The organism is Pseudomonas sp. PS01270 (assembly GCF_029959775.1).
Taxonomy (GTDB): domain Bacteria; phylum Pseudomonadota; class Gammaproteobacteria; order Pseudomonadales; family Pseudomonadaceae; genus Aquipseudomonas; species Aquipseudomonas atacamensis.
Genome location: NZ_JASCPT010000228.1, coordinates 1 through 3,866, shown reverse-complemented (window position 1 = coordinate 3,866; position 3,866 = coordinate 1). Strand labels below are relative to the sequence as shown.

Below are 3,866 nucleotides of genomic sequence, written 5' to 3'. Positions count from 1 at the left end.
AGTGAAACGATGCATCGCCGATGGTAGTGTGGGGTTTCCCCATGTGAGAGTAGGTCATCGTCAAGATTAAATTCCGAAACCCCAATTGCGAAAGCAGTTGGGGTTTTGTTTTGCCTGCGAGAAAGTTTTCAGGACCGAAGCGAACAAAATTGCACAGTTATTTTCGAATCAGAACACTAGAATAGCCCCATCTTTATCGGAGCCAGAGCCTGTATGTCAGAATCGGTTGACGCCCCCGGGCTGTCAGATTTACCGCTGGAAGACTTGATAGCCTGCCACGAGTGCGACTTGCTGATGCGCAAGCCGACACTTGCCCATGGTGAAAAGGCCCTATGCCCGCGTTGTGGTTATGAGTTGTACGCCCACCGCCATAACGTGGTGCAGCGCAGCCTCGCCCTAGTGATTGCCGCGTTATTACTTTACGTACCGGCAAACTTTTTACCCATCATGCAACTCAATATCCTCGGGCAAACTTCGCAGGATACGGTCTGGAGTGGCGTGGTCGGTCTGTTCAATACTGACATGCAAGGAGTGTCGATTGTCGTCTTCCTTTGCAGTATGGCGATACCGTTGCTCAAGTTGCTGTGCCAGCTGTTTGTGTTACTGACGATTCGTTTCGATGTCGGCCGAAGCTACGGTTTGCTGCTCTATCGTATTTACCACCACCTCAGAGACTGGGGCATGCTCGAGGTCTACCTCATGGGCGTCCTCGTCGCGATCGTGAAGCTGGCGGACATGGCGGCCATCACCGTCGGCCTCGGGCTGGCATGTTTCATTGGCTTGTTGTTGGTACAAGTCTGGCTGGAGGTGGTGATGTCACCGCATCAGATCTGGCAGGCATTATCAGGAGAGGATGCCCATGCGGGCGATTGATGCGGGCATTCTGGTGTGCGCCGAATGCCACGAACTGAACAAGCAGGAAGCTGACGTCGATGAGCAAAGCTGTACCCGCTGCGGCGCGCAGGTTCACGCTCGCCGCCCTAACAGCCTGACCCGCACCTGGGCGCTGTTGATCACGGCAGCCATTATCTATATTCCGGCCAACGTCTTGCCGATCATGACGGTCAGCTCTCTGGGCCAGGGTGAGCCGAGCACCATCATGTCCGGCGTGATTGAACTGGTGCAGCACGGCATGATTCCGATCGCGAGCGTGGTGTTCATCGCCAGTATTCTGGTGCCCACGTTCAAACTGGTCGGCATCGCGTTGTTGCTGTTTTCCGTGCAGCGCCGGCAGCCATTGTCGGCCCGTCAGCGCATCTGGATGTACCGTTTCATCGAGTTCATTGGCCGCTGGTCGATGCTCGATATTTTCGTGATCGCTATTCTCGTGGCGGTCGTTAACTTCGGCCGTATAGCCAGTGTCGAAGCCAATTTGGGCGCCGTCGCCTTCGCCTCTGTGGTGATTTTGACGATGCTCGCCGCAGTAACTTTCGATCCCCGACTGATTTGGGATAACACGGAGTCGGACGACGACCATGACTGATTTGCCTGTAGCGAAAACCCGACCGGCTTCGAACTGGTCGGCCATTTGGGTGCTGCCTCTGATCGCTTTGATCATCGGCGGCTGGCTCGGCTGGCGTGCTTATTCCGAGACCGGTATCGAAATTCAGGTGCGCTTCGAAAGCGGCGAAGGGATCCAGGCCAACAAGACTGAAGTGGTCTACAAAGGCATGCCGGTCGGCAAGGTCAAGACGCTTAAGCTCGACGATGAAGGCAACTCCAAAGGGGTGATCGCCACCATCGAAATGAATAAGGACGTGGAACAGTACCTGAAGACCAGCACACGGTTCTGGCTGGTCAAACCGAGCGTGACCCTGGCCGGTATCACTGGTCTGGAAACGCTGGTCTCGGGTAACTATGTTGCGATCAGTCCCGGTGAAGGCGAGCCGGTGCGCAAGTTCAAGGCACTCGCCGAAGAACCGCCGCTGTCCGACGCCAAGCCCGGTCTGCACCTGACCATCAAGGCCGATCGCCTCGGCTCGCTGAATCGCGGCAGCCCGGTGTTCTACAAGCAGATCAAGGTCGGTCAGGTCAAAAGCTACGTGCTTTCCGAGGATCAGAGCACCGTTGAACTGAAGGTGTTCATCGAGCCGACCTACGCCAAACTGGTGCGCAAACACACACGTTTCTGGAACGCCAGCGGCATCAGCATCGACGCCAACCTGTCCGGTGTGAAAGTCCGTAGCGAGTCTTTGGCCAGCATCGTCGCTGGGGGCATCGCCTTCGCTACGCCGGAGAATCGCAAGGACAGCCCAGCGACCGATCCGAGCCTGCCATTCCGTCTCTATGAAGACTTCGACGCCGCCGCCGCCGGGATTCGCGTGAAGGTCAAACTCAGTGATTTCGAGGGCCTGCAGGCGGGTCGCACACCGGTGATGTACAAAGGCATTCAGGTCGGCAACCTGAAAGCGCTCAAAGTCGATCCGGACCTGAACAGTGCAACAGCCGAGCTGACTCTGGATCCGTTGGCCGAAGACTATCTGGTTGAGGGCACGCAGTTCTGGGTGGTCAAGCCTTCGATTTCCCTGGCGGGTATTACCGGCCTGGAAGCGCTGGTGAAAGGTAATTACATCGCCGTGCGTCCGGGCGACAAAGGCGCTGCGCCGAAACGCGAGTTCGAAGCGCGACCGAAAGCTCCGCCGCTGGATCTGCGTTCGCCGGGCCTGCATCTGGTGTTGTTTACCGATTCGCTGGGTTCGATCGATGTCGGCAGTCCGATTCTGTACAAGCAGGTCAAGGTCGGTTCGGTGCAGAGCTACCAGTTCTCCCGAACCAAGAAGCAGCTGGTCATCGGCGTGCACATCGAGAAGGAATATGAAAACCTGGTCAACGCTTCGACGCGCTTCTGGAATGTCAGCGGCATTACCCTCACGGGTGGCTTGACCGGGGGCATTCAGGTCAAGAGTGAATCCTTGCAAACCCTGATGGCCGGCGGTATCGCGTTCGAAACGCCGCAAGCCAATGCGCCGTTGAAGAAACGCATACCGCGCTTCCGTCTGTTCGCCGACCACGATGAGGCAAACAAGAAAGGCGCGGTAGTGACGATCAAGGTTGATCGCGCTGACGGCTTGAGCAGCGGTACGCCGGTACGTTTCAAGGGGCTCGACGTAGGCAAGATTGAAAGCGTCGATCTGACCGATGACATGCAGTCGGTGATCCTCACCGCACGCATCACCGAAGTGCCGGAGAAGATTGCGCGAGTCGGCAGTCAATTCTGGGTGGTCAAGCCGGAACTGGGTTTGATCAAGACGCAGAATCTGGAAACGCTGGTGACGGGCAAATACATCGAAGTCCAGCCGGCGGCGAAGAATCTCGGCCCGCAGAAGAACTTCGTTGCCTTGGCCGAAGCGCCGGAAGTCACCAGGCAGGAAGCGGGTTTGAGTCTGGTGTTGAGCGCCGCACGTCGCGGTTCGTTGAAGCCGGGTGTGCCAGTGACCTACCGCGAAATCACGGTCGGCAAGGTCACCGGTTATGAGTTGGGCCAAACGGCTGACCGTGTGTTGGTGCACATCCTGATCGAGCCGAAGTACGCGCCACTGGTGCGTAGCGGCAGCCGCTTCTGGAACACCAGCGGTGTGGGCTTCGATTACGGTTTATTTAAAGGCGTGACGGTGCGAACCGAGTCGCTGGAGACGCTGATTCAAGGTGGTATTGCCTTCGCCACCCCGGACGGTGAACGCATGGGCAACCCGGCGCGGGCCGAGCAGACGTTCCCGTTGTTCGACAAGTTCGAGGATGAGTGGCTGACGTGGGCGCCGAAGATTCAGCTCGGTAAGTAACCTGAAGTTTATGGGGCGTCTATCAAGACGCCTTCGCGAGCAAGCTCGCTCCCACATTTTGTATGCGTTTCTATGTGGGAGCGAGCT

3 protein-coding genes are annotated in these 3,866 nt (G+C 57.3%); all 3 read left to right on the top strand.

Annotation, left to right across the window (positions count from 1 at the left end):
• Window positions 1-213: 213 nt before the first annotated feature.
• From QMX86_RS27610 to QMX86_RS27600, 3 genes are read left to right on the top strand one after another with little or no spacing between them, the layout of a single operon-like run.
• A complete protein-coding gene (locus tag QMX86_RS27610; RefSeq protein ID WP_073473550.1) occupies window positions 214-873 on the top strand; it encodes a paraquat-inducible protein A in 660 nt (219 codons plus the stop codon).
• The gene (locus QMX86_RS27605) at window positions 860-1,483 is read left to right on the top strand and encodes a paraquat-inducible protein A (protein WP_110646137.1); all 624 of its coding nucleotides are present in this window, start codon (window positions 860-862) and stop codon (window positions 1,481-1,483) included. Before QMX86_RS27610 ends, QMX86_RS27605 begins: the two co-directional genes overlap by 14 nt.
• The gene (locus tag QMX86_RS27600) at window positions 1,476-3,779 is read left to right on the top strand and encodes an MlaD family protein (RefSeq protein ID WP_041480022.1); all 2,304 of its coding nucleotides are present in this window, start codon (window positions 1,476-1,478) and stop codon (window positions 3,777-3,779) included. Before QMX86_RS27605 ends, QMX86_RS27600 begins: the two co-directional genes overlap by 8 nt.
• The last annotated feature ends 87 nt before the right edge of the window (window positions 3,780-3,866 follow it).